Annotated in this window: 16 protein-coding genes and 1 pseudogene; 3 read left to right on the top strand and 14 right to left on the bottom strand. The window is 72.3% G+C overall.

All coding sequences use genetic code 11. The features are described from left to right. Positions 1-18: 18 nt before the first annotated feature. Complete coding sequence (locus QJS33_RS07915; RefSeq protein WP_306367215.1) at positions 19-1,476, bottom strand: SDR family oxidoreductase; 1,458 nt, start codon at positions 1,474-1,476, stop codon at positions 19-21. A gap of 148 nt (positions 1,477-1,624) precedes the next feature. Between QJS33_RS07915 and idi the strand changes: the two genes are divergently transcribed. Both idi and QJS33_RS07905 read left to right on the top strand, forming a co-directional pair. After that, on the top strand, positions 1,625-2,149 hold the full coding sequence (idi, locus tag QJS33_RS07910) for an isopentenyl-diphosphate Delta-isomerase (RefSeq protein ID WP_306367214.1): 525 nt from the start codon (positions 1,625-1,627) through the stop codon (positions 2,147-2,149). Between the two features lie 830 nt (positions 2,150-2,979). Then, positions 2,980-3,675, top strand: coding sequence for an HAD family hydrolase (locus QJS33_RS07905; protein ID WP_306367213.1), 696 nt, complete (start codon positions 2,980-2,982; stop codon positions 3,673-3,675). A 26-nt stretch (positions 3,676-3,701) separates the two neighbouring features. Here QJS33_RS07905 and QJS33_RS07900 read toward each other — a convergent pair whose 3' ends face one another. The 10 genes from QJS33_RS07900 to QJS33_RS07855 form a co-directional block, all read right to left on the bottom strand. Then, positions 3,702-4,016: a DUF6221 family protein gene (locus QJS33_RS07900; RefSeq protein WP_306367212.1), complete on the bottom strand. Its 315-nt coding sequence runs from the start codon at positions 4,014-4,016 to the stop codon at positions 3,702-3,704. A gap of 150 nt (positions 4,017-4,166) precedes the next feature. Beyond that, positions 4,167-5,012 (bottom strand): glutamate ABC transporter substrate-binding protein, encoded by an 846-nt coding sequence (locus tag QJS33_RS07895; protein WP_306367211.1) that lies wholly within the window; start codon positions 5,010-5,012, stop codon positions 4,167-4,169. Positions 5,013-5,055: 43 nt separating this feature from the next. Next, positions 5,056-6,654 (bottom strand): hypothetical protein, encoded by a 1,599-nt coding sequence (locus tag QJS33_RS07890; RefSeq protein WP_372339613.1) that lies wholly within the window; start codon positions 6,652-6,654, stop codon positions 5,056-5,058. Beyond that, entirely contained in the window at positions 6,614-7,333 is a 720-nt protein-coding gene (locus tag QJS33_RS07885) for an FHA domain-containing protein (protein ID WP_306367209.1), read from the bottom strand. The genes QJS33_RS07890 and QJS33_RS07885 overlap by 41 nt, the downstream gene beginning before the upstream one ends. 9 nt (positions 7,334-7,342) lie before the next feature. Continuing rightward, positions 7,343-8,689, bottom strand: coding sequence for a VWA domain-containing protein (locus tag QJS33_RS07880; RefSeq protein ID WP_306367208.1), 1,347 nt, complete (start codon positions 8,687-8,689; stop codon positions 7,343-7,345). After that, entirely contained in the window at positions 8,673-10,277 is a 1,605-nt protein-coding gene (locus tag QJS33_RS07875) for a PP2C family serine/threonine-protein phosphatase (RefSeq protein ID WP_306367207.1), read from the bottom strand. The genes QJS33_RS07880 and QJS33_RS07875 overlap by 17 nt, the downstream gene beginning before the upstream one ends. A 17-nt stretch (positions 10,278-10,294) precedes the next feature. After that, positions 10,295-12,889: a tetratricopeptide repeat protein gene (locus QJS33_RS07870; protein WP_372339612.1), complete on the bottom strand. Its 2,595-nt coding sequence runs from the start codon at positions 12,887-12,889 to the stop codon at positions 10,295-10,297. Beyond that, positions 12,886-14,157, bottom strand: coding sequence for a hypothetical protein (locus QJS33_RS07865; RefSeq protein ID WP_306367206.1), 1,272 nt, complete (start codon positions 14,155-14,157; stop codon positions 12,886-12,888). Before QJS33_RS07865 ends, QJS33_RS07870 begins: the two co-directional genes overlap by 4 nt. 263 nt (positions 14,158-14,420) lie before the next feature. Next, on the bottom strand, positions 14,421-14,984 hold the full coding sequence (locus tag QJS33_RS07860; protein WP_306367205.1) for an AAA family ATPase: 564 nt from the start codon (positions 14,982-14,984) through the stop codon (positions 14,421-14,423). A 113-nt stretch (positions 14,985-15,097) separates the two neighbouring features. After that, a complete protein-coding gene (locus tag QJS33_RS07855) occupies positions 15,098-16,261 on the bottom strand; it encodes a macrolide family glycosyltransferase (protein WP_306367204.1) in 1,164 nt (387 codons plus the stop codon). A gap of 221 nt (positions 16,262-16,482) precedes the next feature. Here QJS33_RS07855 and QJS33_RS07850 point away from each other — a divergent pair, with 221 nt between their 5' ends. Next, the gene (locus QJS33_RS07850; RefSeq protein ID WP_306367203.1) at positions 16,483-16,797 is read left to right on the top strand and encodes a putative quinol monooxygenase; all 315 of its coding nucleotides are present in this window, start codon (positions 16,483-16,485) and stop codon (positions 16,795-16,797) included. Here QJS33_RS07850 and QJS33_RS07845 read toward each other — a convergent pair. The 3 genes and pseudogenes from QJS33_RS07845 to QJS33_RS07835 form a co-directional block, all read right to left on the bottom strand. Further along, a complete protein-coding gene (locus QJS33_RS07845; protein ID WP_306367202.1) occupies positions 16,794-17,582 on the bottom strand; it encodes an HdeD family acid-resistance protein in 789 nt (262 codons plus the stop codon). The genes QJS33_RS07850 and QJS33_RS07845 overlap by 4 nt on opposite strands. A 205-nt stretch (positions 17,583-17,787) precedes the next feature. Further along, positions 17,788-19,077, bottom strand: coding sequence for a citrate synthase (locus QJS33_RS07840; RefSeq protein ID WP_306367201.1), 1,290 nt, complete (start codon positions 19,075-19,077; stop codon positions 17,788-17,790). Positions 19,078-19,788: 711 nt separating this feature from the next. Further along, positions 19,789-20,017 (bottom strand): annotated as a pseudogene (locus QJS33_RS07835) (peptide chain release factor 3); the annotation flags it as partial.

Raw genomic sequence — 20,017 nt, 5'->3', positions numbered from 1 at the left:
CCGACGGCCCGGCCACGGTCACCAGGCGGCGGGGGCGTAGTCCTTGAGGAAGCAGCCGTACACGTCCTCGCCGCGTTCGCCCCGGACGATGGGGTCGTACACGCGCGCGGCCCCGTCCTCCAGGTCCAGGGGGGCGTGGAACCCCGCCTCGGCCATCCGCTCCTTGTCGGGGTGGGGCCGCTCGTCGGTGATCCACCCGGTGTCGACGCTGGTCATCAGGATGCCGTCGGTCTCCAGCATCTCCTGGGCGCTGGTACGGGTGAGCATGTTGAGCGCGGCCTTGGCCATGTTGGTGTGCGGGTGTCCCGGACCCTTGTAGCCGCGGCCGAACACCCCCTCCATGGCGGACACGTTGACGATGTAGGTGCGCCGTGCGGCCGAGGCGGCCAGCGCCGGGCGCAGCCGGTCCACCAGCAGGAACGGCGCGGTGACGTTGCACAGCTGGACCTCTAGCATCTCGATCGGCTCGATGTCGCCGATCCGGTCGGTCCAGCTGTTGTCGGCGGCCAGGTCGGGCAGCAGCCCTCCGGCGTCGACGGCGGTGCCCGCGCGCACCCGCTCCAGCGACGCCGACCCGGTGGTGAGCGCCAGCGAGGTGAGCATCTCGGGGGTGAGCGCGTTGCCGTCCAGGGCGTCGGAGGACTCCAGGGCCTGCCGCCCGACCCCGCCCAGCACGAGCGGACGCGGCAGGTGGTCACCGGTCAGGGGGTGGGCCTCGGCCTCGATGAGCGGCCCGTAGGACGCCGGAGAACGGCGCACCGTCTGGGCGGCGTTGTTGATGAGGATGTCGAGCGGGCCCCGGGCGGTCACCTCGTCGGCCAGGCGCAGCACCTGGGCGGGGTCGCGCAGGTCGATGCCGACGACGTGCAGCCGGTGCAGCCACCGGTCGCTGTCGGGCATCGCGGCGAACCGGCGGACGGCGTCGTTGGGGAACCGGGTGGTGACGGTGGTGTGCGCCCCGTCGCGGAGCAGTCGCAGCGCGATGTACATGCCGATCTTGGCGCGGCCGCCGGTGAGCAGGGCCCGCCGCCCGGTCAGGTCGGTGCGGGCGTGGCGGCGCTCCCTGTTGAAGGCGGCACAGGCCGGGCACAGCTGGTGGTAGAACGCGTCGACCTCGCGGTACTTCTCCTTGCAGATGTAGCACCCGCGCGCCTTGCGCAGCACCCCGGCGAGTTCCCCGGTGGCGCCGCCGCTGAGGGCCCGCCCGTTGGTCTCGTCGTCGATGCGGTCGGGGGCCGCGGTGGCGGTCGCGGCCAGCACGGCGTCGTCGTGGGCCTTGCGCGCGTCGCGGCGCTCCCTGCGACGGGTCTCCTTGACCGTCTTGAACAGTTTGGCGCTGGCCCGCTGGAGGGTGAGGGAGTCGGGGTGATCGCTGGGCAGCGCACCGACCCGGGCGATCACGTCCAGGCACACCCGCATCTGCTCGGGGTCGATGGACCGGGCCTCCTCGGCGGCCACCGTGTTCGTCTCCGTCATCCGCTCACTCCACTGGACGTCCTGCCGGGCGCGACTCTTCGCCCAGAGGAACCTTATGCGCACGAAACGGTGTCCGGGACGGGTGACCATGGAGGGACACAGGTGACGCGGGTACACCGCGGGTGGGGGGAGTCCAGTGATCCGACCGATGACCGTCGAGCGCGAGCTCGTGGTGCTGCTCGATGACGACCACCGTCCGGTGGGAACAGCGGACAAGGCGACGGTGCACACCGCCGACACCCCGCTGCACCTGGCGTTCTCCTGCTATGTCCGGGACGGTTCGGGCCGGATCCTGCTGACCCGCCGCGCCCTGGGCAAGACCACCTGGCCGGGTGTGTGGACGAACAGTTGCTGCGGCCACCCGGCGCCGGGTGAGGGCCTGGAGGCGGCGGTGCGCCGCCGGGTGGGCCAGGAGCTGGGACTGTCCCTGTCCGAGGTGCGTCCGGCGCTGCCGGACTTCCGCTACCGGGCGGTGTCGGCGGAGGGGATCGTGGAGAACGAGTTCTGCCCGGTGTTCTGGGCGCTGACCGACGACGTCCCGGAGCCGGACCCGGCCGAGGTGGCCGAGTTCTCCTGGACGCGCTGGGAGGACCTGGTGGCGGTGGCCGAGCGCACCCCGTGGCTGCTCAGCCCGTGGGCGGTGGAGCAGATCCCCCGTCTGGCCCGCCTCTGACGATGGTGGCCCACCCATGGTGTGGCTTTTCCGGGTTCTGGCACTGATCTTGTGGACCGGTCGCGAAGGGTTACGAGGCCTGTAGCCCTGGGACGCGCAGGAACTCCGTTCGCCCCTCGTCACACCCGGGCTCTCGAATCCCGGCCCGTGACGTGCTGTCACCACACCGCAGGATCAGTGCGAGAACCCTTTTCCGCGCTCTCCTCACAGATGCGCGTCGCCGGCGTCCGCCGGGTCGGTGTCCCGCCGCCTTCGGCGGCTCGTCCACCCCGGCCAGCGGCGCGCCGCCACTCGGGACCGCCCGGCGTCGGCCGATTATCACGATGAGCTGCAAGGATGCAGCCGCGCGAAAGTCACACCGCTCCAGGGAACGCGACCCCTCTGACCGCCCGCCCGCGGACACCGCCCGCTCCCGGCCCAGCGGTCCCCGGTTCCCCCGGCCCCGCCCAAGCGGTCTCCGAGCGGCCACCCTTCCCACCCCCACCGCGCGGACCGTCCACGCCGCAGGGCGACTCCGACACACCCACCGCCCGCCTCCACCACCTTCACCACAGCCGCCGCACGACTCCACCGGACCGCCCCCGGCCCCGCCCAAGCGGTCTCCGAGCGGCCACCCTTCCCACCCCCACCGCGCGGACCGTCCACACCGCAGGGCGACTCCGACACACCCACCGCCCACCTCCACCACCTTCACCACGACCACCACACGACTCCACCGGACCGCCCCCGGCCCGGACGGCGACCGTTCCCGGCCGGGCGGCGCGACAGGGTTCCGGGATCGGGGTAGGACTCCGGTCGGCACGTCCCTCCTCCCCCCTGGAGTCGCACCGATGTCCCCTGTTCCCCCGCGTCGGGCCGCGCGCCCGGCCGTGGTCGCCTTCGACGTCCTCGACACCCTGTTCCCCCTGGCCCCGCTGGAGTGGCGGTTCCGGGAGGCGGGCATCCCCCGGGTCCTGATGGCCCGCTGGGCCGACCACCTGGCGCGGGACGTGTTCGCCCTGGCGCTGGTGGGCGGCGGCCGGTCCTTCGAGGACGTGGTGCGCACCGCGCTGCGCGACGTCACCGGCCACCAGATCGCCCCGGCCGCCGAGGACACGATCGTGGACGGGCTGTCGGAGCTGGCGCCGCGCCGGGAGGCGGCCGCGGCCCTGACCGCGGTGCGCGAGGCGGACCTGCGGGCGGTGCTCTTCGGCAACGCGGGCCCGGCCGCGACTCTGGAGCTGGTGGAGCGGGCCGGTCTGGAGGGGCTGGTGGAGGGGGTCATGGGCGGCGGGCCGGGGCGGGCCTGGAAGCCCTCCCCGGAGGCCTACCGGGCGGCGGCGCGTTCCCTGGGCGTGGTGCCGGAACGGCTGGCCCTGGTGACGGCGCACGGCTGGGACGTGGCGGGGGCGGCCTGCGCGGGACTGGTCACGGGCTGGTCCGCGCACCTGGAGGGGCGGTTCCCGGCGGTCTTCGGCGCCCCGGACGCGACCGGGGCCGACCTGGTGGAGACGGTGCGGGCGCTGCCGGGCCTGGCCGTGCCCTGAACCGCCTCCCCCGCTCCGGCCGCCGGTCAGTCCTCCCAGGAGATGTCGTACTGCGGGTGGGCCCGGTAGACGGCGGCCAGGTACTTCACGGCCAGCCGCCAGGCCAGCAGTTCGGACCAGGGGTCCTCGCCCTGCCGTGGGGGGACGGGGGGCGCTCCGGCCATGGTCGGCTGGAGACTGCGCATGCTGGCGTGATGCGCGCGCGTGTACCCCTGGACGATCTTGCGCTTGGCGGCGACTTCGGCCAACGCCCGGTCCCGGCCGCGTGCTCCCACGGGTACGGCCTTCGACGCGCGTTCGTCCTCGTCCAAGCGCGCGTTCAGGAACTCGACGATGGTCAACGGACAACTCCTATCCTGAGCCCCCAATGCCTTACATAAGGGTCAGTATCTGCCATAACCCCCGAGTGGGCCACCGCATGCGAACCGCCCGCGGCGTGCCCGGACACACCGGTGGGAGCGGCACCGCCGCCCCACCCGAACCCCCGTGGATCAGTCGCAGCCCTCGAACTGGGGAACGCTGTGCACCATCTCCAGGTCGGTCTCCCCGAACCAGTGGTCCAACATCTCGGCGGCGTCGCCCTCCTGGTACATCCGGCTGATCGCCTTGTTCACGGCCTCACAGGCCTCGGTGTCGCCGTACGGCAGCCCCACACCGTACTTCTCATCGGTGAACGGGTTGTTGACGAACCGGAAAGCGTCGGGGGTCTGGGCGAAGAACCCGGCCAGGATCAGGTTGTCGGTGGAGACCGCGTCCACGCTCCCCGACCTCAGCTCCTCGATGCAGTCGCTGTAGGTCTCCTGCTCCGTCCCCTCCACCGCGATGCCCAGGCCCTCGGTGATGCGGGCCACCGAGTTGGAGCCCGCGCTCTGGCAGACGGACAGGCCCTCCAGGTCGCGCGCGCCCTGGATGTCGGTGGCGTCGGCGCTCACCAGCACGTCCTGCTTGGCCACGTAGTAGGGGCCGCCGAAGGTCACCTGGGTCCTGCGCGCCGGGGTGATGGAGTAGGTCGCCACGACCATGTCCACCTCGCCGCTGATCAGCATCTCCTCGCGTTCGGCGGAGTTGAGCCCCACGAACTCGACGTTCTCCGGCGGGATCCCCATGTGGTCGGCGATGTACCGGGCCACGTCGACGTCGAAGCCCTCGAACTCGCCGCTGCCCGCCGCGGTCTCCAGTCCCAACCCGGGCTGGTCGTACTTGACGCCCACGACGAGCGAGTCCGCGTCGACCAGCGACTCCTCACCGCCCAGCACCGCGGAGCAGGCGGGCAGCCCGAGCACCGCCGCGGCGGCCAGTGCGGCCGCGGCGGCGACGCGGCGGTGTCGAAACCTCATCGGCCTTGTCCTCGTCTCTTTCGGGGGGTCGGGTCTCTCGGGGTCAGCGGTACTCGGCCAGCCGGGGGCGTACGCCCAGGGCGACGAGCAGGAGCAGCGCCAGGGATCCGGCCGGGAGCAGCCACACCCACGGGGACAGCGCCGAGTCGCCCTGCCGGATGCCCCGGGCGAACTCCTCCCGGTGCACCTCGGTGAGCCCGTCCAGTGCCTCCTCGTAGGTCGCGAAGGTGCCGTTCTGCGAGTCGGCGACGGCCATCCGGATGCCGACGGCCTCCCCGAGGTCGTCGTTGCGCACCGCCTCCCGCATGAGCCGGTCCTGCGTCTGGATCTCGTTGTAGGCGCCCAGTACGTCGGCCAGCCGGTCCTGCTGCCCGGGCAGCAGGGCGTCGTGCGCGCGTTGGCCCAGGTAGCCCAGGGTGCCGGGGTCGTCGGGGTCGGACCCGTCCGCCCCGGGCAGTTCGGGGTAGGAGGCGGCCACCTCGTCGACGGCCGCGTAGTAGTCGGCCAGGTTGCTCACCGGCCGGAACAGCACCTGCTGGGACCGCTCCAGGTACACCTGCTGGTAGTTGTCGGCCTGCTCCGGATCCAGCAGGTAGCGGCTCTGGTCGGCCTGCATGTCCGTGGCGATCGCCCCGCCCCGGGCCAGTGACATCGCCGCGTCCAGGCCCTCCTCCTTGGCGTCCCTCTGGTGCCCGCCGCTGCCGACCAGGGCCTGGATCACCCCTGCGGTGAGGGCCACGGTGAGCACGGAGGCGGCGAGCAGCGGCAGGTTGAACCGGCGACGGAACCTCAGCCGCAGGTACACCTGGAGGCCGAGCAGGGACAGCAGCACGACCACGCCGACACCGCCGACCCACAGCAGGCCCAGGGTGACCGCGGCCTGCCCGTCCTCGTGGTTGGCGCGCACGATCGCCGAGGAGTCCAGCCCGAGGTTGAACGCCTTGGGCAGCAGCTCGGTGTGCATCAGCCGGGTGGCCTCCCGGTACGACTCCAGTGCCTCGGCGTCCACCTCGCCGGGGGCGGCCCGGGCCTCGTCGTTGCGCAGCAGTGCCTGCGTGACGAGCCGTTCGTAGGTGCCCAGGCCGTCCAGGACCTCCTGGACGTTGCGCTCCTCCACGGTGTCGCCCTCGGTGAGCGACGCGGCCTGGAGCAGCGACTCGTTGGCCTGCTCCCGGCTGCCCTCGTACTGTTCGAGGGCGTCCTCGCGCCCGGAGCCGAGACCGTGGTCGGTGCCCATGAGCAGCACGTCGGCGATGCGGGCGTCCATGTCGGCCAGCGACAGGTACAGGTCGGTGGTGGCCATCGCCTGTGGCCCCGCACCGCGGCCGAGCACGTCCAGGCCGGTGCGGGCCTGGTCGAGGGTATAGGCGGCGGACGCGAACAGGCCGGTGATCGCGGCGGCGCTCACCAGGGTCAGCAGCCACACCCGGGCGGGGGTGGTGGCCAGCCACCGCCGGAACCGGGACCACCCGTCACGGGCGTAGGTCCCGGTGCGGGCCGCCCCGGTGCGGACGCTCCCGGCCGTGGGGGGAGCGGGCTCCGCCGGCGCGTTGGAGCGGGTCGGCTCCGACGGGGTGGTGGGGGAGGGAATCAACGGGGGCTCACCCCTTCTGGAGGATGATGACGGTCCATGCGCCGACATAGATCCGGTCGTTGTCGTTCAGGGGGACCTCCACGTTGGGGATGACGGGGTTGTCGGTCCCGTTGATCGTGGTCCCGTTGGTGGAACCCGGGTCGAGCAGGGCCCAGGTGCCGCCGGGGCGGGCGACCAGTATCGCGTGGATGTGGGAGATCGCGGGGTCCCCGCCGGGGCCGCCCAGGTCGATCTCCGGGGTGAATCCGCGGGTGGCGCTGGCCCGCCCGATGTGCACCCGCTCCCCGGTCAGGTCCACCCGGCGCGGCTGGACGGCCGACGGGAAGGCGATGCGGGAGGGGTCGAGCATGCCCTGGTTCACCATGTACTGGTAGTAGGCGGGGTCGGCCGTGACGGTGGCCCGCCAGCCCACCCGGATCCCCGAGGGGCCGCCGGGGTCGCGGCGCTGGTGGGAGGCGAAGTCGTATCCGCACTCCTCGCAGAACCGCCCGGTCCTGGGGGTCGAGCACTCCGGGCAGGGCCCGCCCCGGGGCGCACCGGAGGACCGCCTCGGCGGTGGGGCCTGCGGTGTCCGGTTCGGCCGGGGCACGTGGGCCGTGGGCGGCGTGTGCGCCGACGGCCCCTGCGACCAGGCGGGTGGCGCGGGCTCGTACGCCTGGAGGCGCAACCCGCAGATGTCGCAGAAGTCGGTCGCCGTGGAGCGGTGCCCGGATGGGCAACTCGGCATGGGTCCCTCCTACCCGGGTCCGGGGGCACCGTCGTCCGGTCCCGAGGGGCGGGGCCGGGTCCGAACGGTTCGGGTCGAGTTGGTGTCCAGTGTCATCTCGTCGATCTTTTCGACGGTGGGGCGGAGCCGAACGGTTCCGGTGACCGGGTCCAGGACCTCGACCACCTTTCCGAGGAGCCGGGCGGTCTCCTCGTTGCCCGTCTCGTTCGCGAGCGCGACGGCTCGGCCCAGCCGCGTCGTCGCGGTGTCCTCGTCCCCCGAGCGACGGGCCTCCAGCCCGTCCTGAATCGCCCGGGCCAGCTCCACCTGGCCCGTGTAGTGGGCCACCCGGGGGTTGATCTCGGTGGCCCTGTGCTCGTCCGCGGTCCACTCCGCGAGGATGTTCCCCGAGGCCAGGACCCTGTCCTCGGTGCCGTGGAGACCGGGGATGACCATGCGCACCCACCCGGCGCGCAACTGGCGCCCGGGATCGCCCGGGGGGACCTCCACGCAGATGTGGTAGTCGCGGTTCTCCGTACCCCAGGAACCGGTGGGGTAGTCCTTGGCCTGCGCCGCCCGCTCCACACCGCGGTCGCCGAGGTCCTGGACGGTGGGGGCGACCTGCTTCACGTAGCGCACCACGGCGTGCCGGGGCGTCCACAGGCGCAGCGCCACGTCGGCGACGGCCTTGCCCATGGAGGCCCGCGTCATCGCCCGGAAGTCGGCGGCCATGTCGGCGGGGTCGGCGATGATGCCGGGACCGCCGCCGAGCAGGGCGGCGTCGATCCTGCGGAGCTCCTCGACCTTCCAGTCGGTGCCCACACCGCGGCAGTCGCAGACGAAGCTCCCGGCGATCCTCCGCAGGGTCCGCTCGAAGTCGCCCGAGACCTCGTTGTTCTGACCGTCGGTGAGCAGGATGGCGTGCTTGACCCCGCCGTCGACCGCGGCGAACAGCTCGGCGGCCCGGGTGAGCCAGGCGCCCATCCGGGTGCCCCCGTCGGCGCGCAGCCGACCGACGGCGTCCAGGGCCTCGGCCCGGGTGGAGGTGTCGACCGTGGCCAGGGTGTCCCCTGCGGGGTAGATCATCTCGGCCTGCCGGTGTCCGGCGATCACCGCGAAGCGCACCCCGTCGCGAAGCACCTCGATGGCGGCGCGGGCGGCCTGCTTGGCGGCGTTGATCTTCTCCCCGTACATGGAGCCGGAGGTGTCGATGATGATCAGCTCCGTCGCCCGGACGTCCGCACCGACGAGCGCCGGCCCGGTGGAGGTGACGCTGACGACCGCGTGCACCTCCCGCCCGCCCAGGGGCAGGAACCGGTTCTGGTCGATCTCCACCCGGAAGTCCGGTTCGGCGACGCGTTCAGTCCTGTCCGGCACGGGAACCCCCTGTGGGTACGGGAATGACGACGACGGTGATGTTGTCCTTGCCGCCCCCTTCGAGGGCGAGCCGGACGTAGGTGCGGGCCGCGTCCAGGGGGCGCGCCCCCGCCCCGGGCACCGCTTCGGTCAGGCCCTGCGCCTCGGGGTAGTAGTTCCACAGGCCGTCACTGCACAGCAGGACGGTCCCGGGTCCGGTCGGCGTGACGGTGGAGATGTGCGCGTCGATCTCGCCGGAGTCCGCGCCCATCCACGCGATGAGGGCGTGTGCGTTGGCCGAGCGCATCGCCTCCTCCCGGGACAGCGCGCCCATCTGCACCATCGCCTCGCTCCAGGAGTCGTCCCGGGTGAGCAGGGCCGACCCGCTGGCGGCGGGGCCGCCGGAGAGCCAGTAGGCACGGCTGTCGCCGACCCAGCCGACGGTGACGGTGCCCGCGGCGGGGTCCACCACGGCGGAGACGAAGGTGCAGGCCGGTGCCGAACTCGGGGAGTCGGCGATGGCGGCGACGGCCTCGGCCGCCCTGGTCATGGCCACGCCGGTGGCCTCGCGGGCGTCGACGCCGCGCCGTATCTGCTCGACCAGGACGGTCGCGCCGGTCTCGGCGGTGACCCGGGACGCCTCGTCGGGGCGGGGTGAGCTGGAGACGCCGTCGCAGACCACCGCGCACACCACACCGGCGGCGTGCGGGGAGTCGTCGGGGACGACCCGGATGGCCATGGCGTCCTCGTTGCGCCGGTGTCTGAGCCCGCGGTCGCTGACGCCGACGGCGGCGCGGGCGCGCACCTCGACGTGGTCGCGGCCGGTGGGCTGTAGGAAGCCGCAGCGTTCGCAGTAGCCGTCCGCCACCCGGCCGGAGCACCACACGCACAGGTCGGGGTCGGTGGGCCGGGCGGGCCCGGAGGAGGTGAACGGGGGCCGGTCGGGGACGGCCGGCACGGGTGCCGGTCTGCGGGGCCGCGGGTCGCGGCGGACGGGCTGGGTGGCCAGTGAGTCGATGGCGTCCCAGTCGTCGTCCACGGCGAGGCTGTCGGTGAGGGAACGGCCGGTTCCCCGGGGGGCCTCGGCGGGCGGTGTGCCCGGCGCCGGGGATCCCGCGGGTGCCGCTGCGGGGGCGTCGCCGGATGCCCCCGGCGTGGGCCCCGGGGGCGCGGTGGAGCCCGAAGGGGTCGCGCCGGCGGGCCGGGTGCCCCCGGAGGGTGTCGCGTCCGAGGGGATGATCCCCGCGACCGTGACGTCGGCCGGGTTGACGGTGTGGTAGACCCCCTGCGGATGGGGCTCCTCGCGGGCGGTCGCCCCTGACGGCGTGGCCCTCGAAGGGGTCGAACCGGACGGCGTCGCGTCCGAGGGCGCCTCCCCCCGGCCCTCGTACCGTTCGGCGCCGTACAGGCTCACCTGGGGCGCCGTGGGACCGCCGTCCGCCGGAACCAGTCCGGGCACGGCCGGGTTCGGACCGGTCGGTACCGTGTCCGGGTTCTCCGCCGGGGCCTGCCGCACGTCGTCGGGCAGGGCGTGGCCGCAACGCTCGCAGAAGGCGTCGCCGGCGGACACCTTGTCGGCGCACCCCGGGCAGGTCCGCACCTTCGTCATCGCCGTTCCTTCGGTCCTCACAGCAGCGTCACGGGTCGTAGGGAGTTGGCCTTGTCGATCAGCTCGTACCGTTCCGTGACCGAGGTGGACCGGTGCGCCAGGTCGCGGTAGCGCTGCTCCAGGTTGGCGCGTACGCCGTCCTCGGTGAGCGGGCCGCCCAACAGCACCGTCCCGTCGGCCCGGCCGCCGGCCTCCAACCAGTCCAGTGCGGATTCCAGGGCCCGCGCGGCCAGCCGGTCGGCGGACTCGCCGTCCAGCCCCAGCCTCTCCAAGCGCTGTCCGGCACGCACCAGGTCGCCGGCCTCCCGGCCGGGGTGGCGGGCCACCAGCACGGAGATGAGCGCCGTCTGGGCGTGCACGTACAGGCTGGACAGCTTCGGGACCGTGTCCAGGACCGCGATGGCCCCGTTCCGGTCACCCTGAGCCAGCCGGATGCGGGACAGGCCGAACGCGGCGCTGACGAAGGAGTGGTCGGTGTTCCACACGTTCTGGTAGTGCCGCGCGGCGATCGCGTGCTCCCCGGTGCGCTCGCAGGCCAGTGCGAGGCCCAGCTTGGGGGCGATCTCCCCGGGCAGGTGGCCGTACAGCTCGTCGAAGTGCTCGCGGGCGCTCTGGAAGTGCCCGGTGCTCAACTCGGCGACCGCCAGGTACCACATGGTGCGCCAGTCGCCCGGTACGCGCTCGCTGAACTGGTGCAGGACGTCCATGGCCTGCCCGTGCTCGCCCAGTGTGATGAGCGTCCGGGCCAGCATCAGCAGCGTCTCGGGGGTGGGCTCGGGCATGGACCGCAGCGCCGCGACCAGGTCCTCCGACGGCAGGGTCTGGAAGCCCCGCAGGTGCTGGGAGGCCGGGTCGGTGGGGTCGATCAGGGGCGCGGGCAGGAGCGTCGCCGCCTCGGTGGGCAGGGGTGGGACGAGCATGCGGTCGGCACGGCCCACGTCGGACCCGATGGTGAAGTTCTCGCCGCCGAAGAGGGTCGAGGGAGCCGGGTGGGGCGTGCCCTCCATGTCGGAGAGCACCTCCCGCAGCACTCCGGTGAGCTGGTCGGCCATGTCGGAGGCGTCGTGGAAGCGGCGTTCCATCTCCGGATGGGTGGACCTGCGCAGCAGCCGGTCGTAGGACTCGTAGCGCTCCAGCAGCGGGACGGACCGGCGCGGCGGCAGCTCGTGCGGGAACTCGCGCATGAAGCTGAACCGGAAGCTCAGCACGGCCAGCGCCCGCCCCACCGAGTACAGGTCGGCGCTGATGGTCGGGCCGGGGCCGCGCAGCTCGTCCTCGGGGACCCGGTAGCCGGGGGTGGTGTAGACGGGGCTGACGGCGTCGTCCATGCGGCGCACGCCGCCCAGGTCGATGAGCTTGATCTGCTCCTCGCTCTGGATGACGTTGTCGGGCTTGAAGTCGCAGTACAGCAGGCCCTTGGAGTGCAGGTAGCCGAGCGCCCGCAGGACCTCTAGGCCGTAGGCGATGACCTGGTCCACCGGCAGCACCGCGTCGGGGTCCTGCTCGCGGCGCTCCATCAGGAGTTCGCGCAGCGACTTGCCGCCGACGTACTCCATCACGATGTGCCCGGCGGGGATGCCCGTGCGCGCGTCGGGGTGCTGGGAGAAGTTGATGATCTTGACGATGTTGGGGTGCTCGACCTCGGAGAGGAAGGCGCGTTCGGCGGCCGCGGCCTTGTGCGCCTCGGCGTCACCGGCGTTGAGCAGGCCCTTGAGCACCACCCAGCGGTCGTTGACGTTGCGGTCGCGGGCCAGGTAGATCCAGCCCAGACCGCCGTGGGCGAGGCAGCCCAGCACCTCGTACTGGCCGCCGACCCTGTCACCGGCGCCGAGCTTGGGCGTGAAGGAGTACTGGGTGCCGCACTTGCGGCAGAACCCCTCGGTGCGTCCCTGCTGGTCGCCGCGGGTGCGGCCGACCTTCTCCCCGCAGTTGCCGCAGAACCGGTTCTTCTCCGAGACCACCGGGTTCTCCATGATCGCCTCGGCCGGGTCCCGGTAGGGCACCGGGGGGACGACGACCATGCCCGCGCCGAGCATGCCCCGGACGGAGCGCCGGGTGCGCCCGGAGCCGGTCCCCGCGCCGCTGCCGACCGCACCGGTGATGCTGCCGGGGCCGGAGCGGCCGGAGAGCCGGATGTTGCCGGAGATGGGGTGGGAGTGGATGGGGTCACCGATGTCGTCGCCGTCGGACGCGCCCAGCCACTGGTCGAGGCCGGTGCCACCGGATGCGGGCCTACCGGGCGGGGTGCCCGGCGGTGTTCCGGGCGGGGTCCCCGGGGCGCCCGGGGCGGCGAAGGAGTGCTGTGGACCGGACGGCGGCGGGCCGGAGGGAGGCGGGCCGGAGGGCACGGGCGCGCCGAACGACCCCTGCGGACCCGAGGGGTGGAACTGCGCCGGGGGCGGATACTGCGCAGGTCGCGGGGCCGCCGGCTGCGCACGACCCGGCTGCGGCCCGGTCCCCCGGGGTCCGGGGGGCGTGAAGGAGGGGTTCTGCGGGGGGCCGGGGGCAGGGGGCACCGGGGGCGCGGTGCCGGGCACGGGCTCCAGGCCGCACACGACGCAGAAGCCGTCCTCGATCGCACCGCCGCACCCGGGCTTCGTGCACTTGGTCATATGCTCACACCACCATCGCTCTCGCCGTCTGACGCGCCCGCACCCGGTGTGGTTCTGTTCTGGGTGGTTTCGGTCACCGCGGGCTCCTCCAGCGACCTGCGGTAGGCGGCCAGTGCGACCGTGGCGGCCCGCAGATCACCGGGCGCGATCCACAGCTCCCGGTGCGCGCGAGCATGGAGTTCGCCGACCTTCGGGTCCTCGGCCAGGCCCAACCGGACCGAGCGGGCGCGGTAGGCCTCCAGGCGGCCGCGCAGCTCGTTCCGCCGGTCCAGCAGGCCCGCCAGGTTCTCCCCGCGTTCGCGGGCGTCGTCGGCGGCGGCGTGGACGGCCGCCTGCACCTCACCGAGCAGCACGCCCAGCTCGCGCCAGCGGCCGCGGGAGCGCAGGGCGTCCATCGCGTCGATCCGGGCGCGCAGCGCGGGCACCGGGTCGGGGACGTCGACCGCCTGCGGTTCGCGGATACGGCCGGCCACGTGGGCGCGCTGCTCGCGCAGGGAGGCCACGGTGGCCTCCAGGTCGTCGATGGCGGAGACGAGGTGGGTGATGCTCTCACGGTAGGAGTCGCGCATGCGCAGGGCGTCGCGCAGCTCGCCGCGCGCCGCCTCCAGCCGCTTGCGCAGGCGCTCCAGGCCCGAGGTGTCGACCCGGCGGTCGGCGCCCAGCAGGGAGAGGGGATCGCGGCGGACGGTGTCGCCGATCCTGTCCAGTTCCGAGCGCAGGGCCTCGTCGTCCCTCTCGTCGCCCGCCTCCTCGATCATGTCGCCGAGGGTGCAGACCTCCCGCCACAGGGAGTCGAGGTCGGCCAGACGGGGATGCAGGGCGTTCCAGGCGGTCTCGGCGGCCGAGACGACCTCGGTGATCTCCTCGTAGTCGGCGGTCATCCGGGCGACGGCCGCCGCCAGGGTGATGTGCTCGGTGCCGGTGTCCAGCAGTCCGCGCTCGTGCAGCGGAGCCTTCTCCAACGGCATGTCCAGGCAGGGGCCGGTGAGCAGGAAGGTCAACCGGACCTGGTCGGAGGCACGCCTGCTGCCCAGCCCGTGGTGCTCGGTGGCCTCCTCCACCGCGCGGCGGAAGGCGTCGTAGGTCGACCACAGGCGGTGGATGTGGCGGTCGGCGTGCTCCCAGCGCTCCCGGGTGAGGCCGCGCAGGTCGGCCCCCTTGAGCATGCGGTGGCCGACGTGGTCGTCCAGATCGGCCAGGTTGAGCGTGATCTGCTTCAGCTCCCCGCGTACCCGGTTGAGTGCGTGTTCGATGCCCTCCCAGCTCATGGGCGGCGTATTCGCCTCCGACGCGCTCGCCACCTTCCGTACCACTCCCCGTGTCCCGTCCGCCCCGCGCCCATCGGGTGGACGCGCATGGTCAATGCTCCCTTTACCTAGAAGAGTCTGGCGCCGGGTTCTGCCGATCACAAGGGAGAGCCGGATTTACGGCCGTGAACGGCCACTCACGACACGTTCGCGAACCGGGGATCGCCTGCTCACCCCCAGGGGTTCTCCAGCGCTCCGGACACAAAAGTGCATGCACCGAATACTCACTCTCGGTGACCTGAATTCCGGTCCTCCCCCGCCAGCGCCGCCAGCACGAACCGGCCCCGCTCGGCCACCGGCACCCGGGGCAGTTCCACCGGTTCGTAGCCGTACCGCGGGTAGGCCTCCCGCATGGCGCGGTCGGTGCGCAGGGCCTCCTCCCACGATTGGTGGCGCTCGGCGTCCCCGGTGAAGATCTCCGGCCAGGGCGGGGCGAGGAAGACGGTGCGCCGGTACCGGAAGCGGCGCGCGGCGGCGTCCACGTGCGCCGGCACCGGCAGCCCGCGCAGCAGGAGGTAGCCGACCAGGTCGGGCACCCCGCGGTCGCAGAACACCGGGCCGGGCCGGGCCGCCGCCTCCCGGTGCGAACGGATCTCCCAGGCCAGCATCAGCTCCGCGAACAGGGCGTCGTCGCGCCAGGCCAGGCCGGGCCCGTCGATCTCGCGCTGGTCACGGATGATCGCGCGGCCCGCCTCCTCGGTGCGGGCGTACCCGAGCCCGGCCAGGTGGTCGACGAGGGTGGTCTTGCCGGAGCCGGGCCCTCCGGTGATGACGACGAGGTGGTCCACGGGCGTTCCTTCCGCGAGGGGGCGGGGGCGCGCCCCGGCGCACGGCCGGGACGCGCCCGGGGGTCGGGTCGGGGATGGCGGGACGGCCTGCGGGAGGGGCTGCGGGAGGGGGCCTACCGGATCCGGGCCTCGATGAGGTCGGCCGCATGGGCGGTGCCCTGGTTCCGCAGCCTGGCGGAGATCTCCGCCAGGCGGGCGGCCACCGCCGGGTCGGAGGTCAGCTCCAGCAGTGCCGACCGCAGGGCGAGCGGGTCGTCGGCCTTGTCGTCGAGTCGCCGGGCCACCCCCAACTCCTGGAGGCGGTCGGCGTTGTCGAACTGGTCGACGGCCTGGGGCACGGCGATCATCGGAACGCCGCAGTACAGTCCTTCGCTGGAACCGCCCATCCCCGCGTGGGTGACGAACGCGTCCGCCTGCCGCAGCACGGACAGCTGCGGCACCCACGGGTGCACCTCGACGTTCGCGGGCACCTCGCCCAGGTCGGCCGGGTCGATGTACTCGCCGACCTGGAGCACCACGTGCCGGCCCGGCAGCCCGGCGAACGCCTCGATACAGGTGCGGTAGAACTCGGGCCGGCGGGTGTAGGCCGTCCCCAGGGACACCAGGACGACCTGCTCCGCACCGGCGGGCCGTGTCCACTCGCCCTGGTCTGCACGGTCGCCCAGGCAGGGCCCGACGAAGGTGACCGTGTCGGAGACGGTGTCGGCGAACGGCTGCATCTCCCGCGGGATGAGCGCCAGCGCCCGGTCCGGGCTCCCGGGGAAGGTGACGTGGTCCAGCCCGGTGATCCCGTTCCCGGCGAGCCAGGCGTCGAACTTGGCGAAGTGCGCGGCGGCGGGCTGCTCGGCCAGCCAGGTCATCACCGCCTCCTGGTGGCCGGCCCAGGCGACGTAGGTCGGGGACAGCTGCACGCTGGGGATCCCCCACTGGATTCCCAGCACCCGGGCGGCGTACCCGCCGATGTCGTACAGGAACACGTCGGGCCGGTCCGCTTCGTAGGAGTCGCGGATGACGGGCAGGCCGTTGATGGCGTCGTCGAGGAACACGTCCATGCCCTCGACGGGGTCGTCCGGCCACTCCTCGTCCCCGGTGGGCAGAGTGGTGGTGAACGGGACGAGTTCGGCCCCGGTCGGGGTGATGAGGTCGGCCATCAGCGTGTCGTTGGCGACCGTTACGCGGTGGCCCCTGCGGACCAGTTCGCGGAGGATCTCCAGGCTGGGCAGGGTGTGGCTGACCGCCGGGACGCCGACCATGGCGATATGGGCGCGACGGGTCATCGCGGATCTCTCCAGATGTCGAGAAGCTGCTACGGGTAGGGCGAAGCGGCGCCCGGCCCGCTCACGGGGCGGGGGCGGCGTGGCGTCGGTGACGCCGGGCCGCTAGCCGTAGATCTGGAGGAAGTGCACGGCGCCATGGTAGCGAACCCCGGCCACCGCGCACCGCGGACGGGGGCGCTAGGCTCGGGCACCCGCCCCGCCCCGCCCCGACAGGAGCCGCCGTGTCCGACCGCCCGTTGTCCCTGGTCATCTCGGTCCGGGTCCGGCCCGACCGCCGTGACGCGTTCGTCGCCGGGATCTCGCGACACGCCGCGGCCTCGGTCCGCGAGGAGCCGGGGTGCCTGCGCTTCGACGTGACGGCCGACTCGGCCGACCCCGACCTGTTCTGGGTGTGCGAGGTGTTCGCCGACGAGGCGGCCCTGGCGGCGCACCGCGCCTCGCCGCACTTCGCGGCCTGGCAGCAGGAGAAGGCCGCCTCGGTCGTCCCCGGAAGCCAGGTCGACCGCGGCGGCCCTCTCCTCGTCAGCGAGTCCTAGGGTTTCGTGCCCGGGTCGCCGCCCTCGTCCGGGGCGCGGTGGCGGCCGCCGCTGCGGCGCACCGCCCCGGTGTCGCCGGTGTCCTCGCCGGTCGGCGGCTCGGGCGCGTTCGGGTCGCCCCGGTACCCCTCGCGGTAGCCCTCGGAGTACCCCTCGTCGAAGGCGCTCACCGGGTCCTCCGGCATCTCCGACATGTCGGCGGAGGCCATGGCGTCCGCGTCGGCGATGGCGTCGGTCGCACCGCGCAGCCGGAACCCGGCGACGACCATGACGACACCGAAGATCAGTGCGTAGATACCGACCACGAACACGATCGCCTGCGCCCCGGCCAGCGGCCAGAACCACAGCAGCAGGCCGAACACGACCGAGAGCGCGCCGGCGAAGATCAGCAGCCACTCGGAGCTGATGTGGGCGCGCAGGCGGACGGCGGTGACGATCTCGGAGACTCCGGTGATGACGGCCCACGCGCCGATCACGAACACCAGCGCGATGACCGCGGCGACCGGCCAGATCAGCGCGATCAGACCCACGATGGCGCTGAGCACCGCCTGGACCACGAGCGGGGTGCGCGTCCCCGGGGCGGCCCGGTAGGCCGCGTATCCGAGCACGATCGCGTCGATGAGGGCGTAGGCACCGAACACGAGCGCCAGGGTGACGGTGGTCAACCCGGGCCAGATCAGCGCTATCAGACCGAAGAGCACCGCGGCGACCCCGCGGAGGACCACCATCCACCAGTTCCTGCTCATGGTCCCGAGGACCTCCCCGGCCAGCATGTTCCGCATCATGGTTGCCTCACCTCCCTTGTGCGCTCCCGTCGGAGAGGGCGCACCCTGCAACTTCCCTCAAAGTCGCACGCCGACGGCAGGGCGTCCGCAAAATACGCGGAAAGGGACGGTTCTGTACCGGTACGGATAGCTGAGATATCCGGACAAAAAGGACGCCCGCCCCGCCGAAAGGCGGGGCGGGCGTTGCGTACGCTCCGGTCGGGGGCTAACCCAGACCCGGGTAGCGGCGCTCTTCGGAGCCGATGTAGTGCTGGCGCGGGCGCGCGATCCGGAAGGCCGGGTCGTGCAGCTGCTCGCGGTAGTGCGCGACCCAGCCGGGCAGCCGGCCGATCGCGAACAGCACGGTGAACATGGTGGTCGGGAAGCCCATGGCCCGGTAGATCACGCCGGTGTAGAAGTCGACGTTCGGGTAGAGCTTGCGCTCGGTGAAGTAGGAGTCGGCGAGCGCGGCGGCCTCCAGCTTGAGGGCCAGCGCGAACAGCTCGTCGGGGTTCTCGTCGCGGTCCAGGATCTGGGTCGCGAGGCCCTTGATCTCCTTGCTGCGCGGGTCGAAGTTCTTGTAGACCCGGTGGCCGAAGCCCATGAGGCGGACCTCGCGGGCCTTGACGCGCTCCAGGAACTCCTCGATGGTGGTGCCCGATTCGCGGATCTCGTCGAGCATCTCCAGCACGGCCTGGTTGGCGCCGCCGTGGGACGGGCCGGACAGGGCGTTGATGCCCGCGGCGACGCTGGCGAAGATGTCGGCCTGCGAGGAGCCGACGGTGCGCACGGTGGCGGTGGAGCAGTTGAGCTCGTGGTCGGCGTGCAGGATGAGGAGCAGGTCCACGGCCTTGCCGAACAGGTCGCCCAGCTCACCGGTGGCGGCGTTGTCGCCGAAGGTCATCCGGATGAAGTTCTCGACGTAGTCGAGGGAGTCGTCCGGACCGATCGGCTCGGCGCCGATGGAGTTGCGGTAGATGCGGGCCGCGATCGTCGGCAGCTTGGCCAACAGCCGGATCGTGGCGAGCTCCACCTGGGCCTCGTCGGACGGGTCGACGCTGTCGGCGTAGTACGCGGACAGCGTGTTGACGGCGCTGGCGAGCAGGGCCATCGGGTGGCCGTTGCCGGGCATCGCGTCCAGGAACGCGCCCATCTCGGCCGGGATGTCGGCGTTCTCGCGAAGCTTGTCGGAGAACTCCTTGAGCTGGCCGGGCTCCGGCAGCTCGCCGTAGATCACCAGGTAGGCCACCTCAAGGAAGGTGCTGCCCACGGCGAGGTCCTGGATCGGGTACCCGCGGTAGCGGAGGATCCCGGCCGCCCCGTCGATATAGGTGATCTTCGAGCTACACGAAGCGGTGTTGCCGAACCCCGGGTCCAGGGTGGTCATGCCCGTCGAGCCCAGCAGGGTCTTCAGCTCGATGGTCTGCTCACCCTCGGTGCCGGTGAACACCGGCAGCTTCAGCACGCCGCCCTCGTAGTGGAGCTCTACCGTGCGCTCTTTGTCGTCTTCGCTCATGCCCGAGGTCAACCTTTCCAGGCGGGGGATACGTGAGGTGCGTCAGACGCGGGGCGGTCCGCCGCCACGTTCTCGTTCACTCGTTATTGTTCTGTTTTGTTAAACGACGATTAAGCAAAATCATATAAGTTTCACCGATTCACGAACAGGTGACATGCAACACATACCCAGACGTGAGTGGAATTACCGCACGGTGAAGATTTGCAATCTTTGCCAGATGTCGTTTACTCCGTGATCGCCCTGAGACATCGCGGAACCGCGGAGGGTTCTCCCCCGACACCGCGACACCTCCTGTGCCGGTCCCCTGAGCACCCCGATCACCTCACGAACCTCGTCTGCCGGGTGTCCTTCACAGATATGGACATACCCGAACACGACGGAGTGCGATCAACTGTCCGAACGCGCCCTAGTGGCCATCTATCAGAGTACCTTCGCCCTGATCACGGGGCTTGACGCGGGGTGCCCCCGGTGCGGTGATCTTGGCCTCTGCCGCGGACGTCGCATCCCACCCCGTTCCCCGGAATGAACACGGAGGCGTCCCGGGTGGGCAAAGAGTGTGCCCGCGGAACGGGAGTTCACACCCGTCCCGGCGAACCCGTCTTCCGAAGCCCTGTTTCGGGGGCGTGTCCGGGGCACGCGAAGTGCACCGACCGCAAGAGGTCGGGAGCGCCTTTTCCGCGCCCCGGGCGGTGCATCGGCGGCGGCCGGGTCCTACTCGTCCTCGATGACGCCGCCGGCCAGCAACGGTTCCATGAACAACGACGGATGATCACGCTCGATGACCCGCAACCGCCACTTGTTGTGCACCAACACCAACAACTCACCATCGCTACGGCGACGCAGCACCTCGGCCCCCGACAGCGCGTGCAGCGCCTCCGCGGACCCGGTGTCGGTGCGCCGCGCCACCGAGTACTCCAGCGGCGACACCTCGACCGGACTT

It is taken from the genome of Nocardiopsis sp. CC223A (genome assembly GCF_030766825.1).
Taxonomy (GTDB): Bacteria; Actinomycetota; Actinomycetes; order Streptosporangiales; family Streptosporangiaceae; genus Nocardiopsis.
The sequence above is the reverse complement of the archived record's forward strand: the minus strand, read 5'-3'. Positions and strand labels throughout refer to the sequence as shown.